Annotated in this window: 1 protein-coding gene; it reads right to left on the bottom strand. The window is 54.5% G+C overall.

The genetic code is table 11. The annotated features are described in order from the left end of the window. Positions 1–2628, bottom strand: a 2628-nt coding sequence (locus tag J2X75_RS30280; protein ID WP_310343364.1) for a condensation domain-containing protein, incomplete at both ends; no start/stop codon positions are given.

Here is a 2628-nt window from a genome sequence, read left to right as displayed (position 1 = left end):
AACACGTCAAACGAGAAGCTGGCGAGCTGCAACAGCCTTACCGGGAACTGATCCAACCGGTATTCCCGCCGGTAGCCCGCCGCAGTGTTCACCAGACTGCGATGCTCGATCATCACGCCTTTTGGCTTGCCCGTCGTTCCTGACGTGTAGATCACGTACGCCAAGTCCTCTGGACGAGCTTCATGGAAGCTGCCCATACCGACAACATCAACATCATTTGGATGACTCTCGCCACCACCGTTCACAGCCCCCGTTAGCTTGCCGTTGACTGGATTGGGAGCACTGCTGGAGCCTTGGCCGAAGTCCATTGGTGCATTCGCTCGGTCTTCGCTGTATGACGTTTCGTCATCGAGATACAGCACCGTCTCCAGTACCAGTTCCTCTTCGCCGAGCCAGGCTTCGGCACGCTCTCGCAGCGGCGTTTGTGTCAACAGCACCTTCGCTCCGCTGTCTTCCAGCATGAACCGCACGCGGTCCGCCGGATAATCCGGGTCAAGCGGTATATATGCCCCGCCCGCTTTCCAGACGGCCAGCACGGCCACCAGCAAATCGACCGAACGCTCGGCGAGAATGCCAACGATTGACTCCCGGCCGATGCCACTTGTGCGCAGTGTAGCCGCCAAGCGGTTAGCTCGCTCGTTCAGCTCCACATACGTTAGGCGGTTATTTTCATACACGACGGCTTCCGCTTCCGGCGTGTGTTCCGCCTGTTCCTCGAACAGTCGGTGGAACGCCGCCACAGGAGCCTCTTCCGGCTGCGCCGGATTAAACGCGCAGACAATTTCTTCTTTTTCTGCTGCCGTCAGCAAATTCAGCTCGGCAATCTTCGCATCTGGACGGTTTACAATTGTCACGAGCAACTGCTCGTAATGTTTTGCCAACCGTTCAATCGTCTCCCTTTTATAAAGAGCCGTCGCATATTCGAAGCTGTAATCCAACCCGCCGTTCTCCTCGCCCACATCCAAGCTGATATCAAACTTCGCAGTATCCAGTACGCTCGGATAAGGAATCAGGCGAAGCCCTTCCAGCTCAAATTGCTCATTCTCCGTATTTTGCATCGTAAACATCGTGTCGAAGAGTGGATTACGGCTTAAATCACGGGTGACTTGCACCTTGTCCACCAATTGTTCAAACGGATAGTTTTGATGCTCAAAGGCGTGCAGAGTTGTTTCTTTGACTTCGTTCAGGTATGACAGGAATGTTTTCTCCGAAGCCGGAAAACTACGGATCGCCAACGTGTTTAGGAAAATCCCGATCAACGGCTGCACATCTCCATGATTCCTTCCGGCAATCGGCGTTCCAACGATCACGTCTGCCTGACCTGAATATTTGTGCAAAAGCACGTTATACGCCGCAAGCAAAACCATAAACAATGTCGTGCCCGTTTCCGAAGCCAGCTGTTTCAGGCCGTCGGTTTTTGAAGCGTCGAAGAAAAACTCCAGCGTTTGACCTTCATAGCTCTGTACAGCCGGACGTGGATAGTCAGTCGGCATTTCCAGCACCGGAAGCTCGCCCTGGAACATGTCCAGCCAATACGCCCCCTGATGCTGAAGCCGTTCCTGCTGCTCCTGCGAATGCTGCCAAACGGTGTAGTCTTTGTACTGAATGCGCAGCGGCTCCAATTGCTCTCCACCATACAAACGCACGAATTCTTCAACAAAGATTTCCATCGAAACGCCGTCAGAAATAATATGATGCATGTCGTACATCAGAATATGGCGTTCCGGAGCCAGCTCAACAAGGCCTACTCTCAACAGCGGTGGCTTAGCCAAGTCAAACGGACGGACGAAACCGTGAACCACCGCTTCGACCTCTTGCTCATCAGCTTGATAGAACTCCACCGAAAAATTCACGTCCTGGTAAACCCGCTGTGATGCTTCGCCATCCACCATTCCAAACCCGGTGCGCAACATTTCATGCCGCGTCACCAGCTTGCGGAACGTTTCTTCGAACCTTGCCCGGTCCAAAGCACCCTCCAGCAGCATCGCTTCCGGCATGTTGTAGCTAAGCTCCGCACCTTCCAGCTGATTCAGGATAAAGAGACGTTTTTGAGCAAAAGATTGCGGGTACACCTCTCGGCCATCCGCCACCGGAATGGCAACGAATGTCTGCTGATCCAGCCGAGAAATGGCGGCAGCCATGCTCTCAATCGTGGAATGGCGGAACACGTCGTGCAGCGGCAGATCCACGTTCAACTCTTTATGAATCTTGCTGACCAACGTTGTCGCGCGCAAGGAGTGGCCACCGATGTCGAAGAAGTTGTCGTGAACACCAATCTCCTTCGTAAGCCCAAGCACTTCCTGCCAAATAACCACCATCTTCATTTCCAGCTCATTGCGCGGTGCGACGTACTGCGTTCCACTTCCCGCTTCTCCTTCCGGCGCTGGCAGCGCCTTCCGGTCTATTTTCCCGTTCGGTGTCAGAGGCAGACGCTCCAGCTGTACGAAGTACGACGGGATCATGTAACCTGGCAGCTCCTGCGCCAGCGCACTGCGCAGATCGTTCACTAACAGCTCCGCGCCGGTCTCCGGCGTATAATACGCACACAACGCCTTCTGCCCGTTCGCATCACTTCGAACCAGCACCACCGCTTCGCGCACACCTTCCACCCGCAACAGCTGTGACTCG

Origin of the sequence: Paenibacillus sp. 2003 (assembly GCF_031455635.1) — a bacterium.
GTDB lineage: Bacteria > Bacillota > Bacilli > Paenibacillales > Paenibacillaceae > Paenibacillus > Paenibacillus amylolyticus_B.
This window is presented reverse-complemented; position numbering and strand designations above follow the sequence as displayed.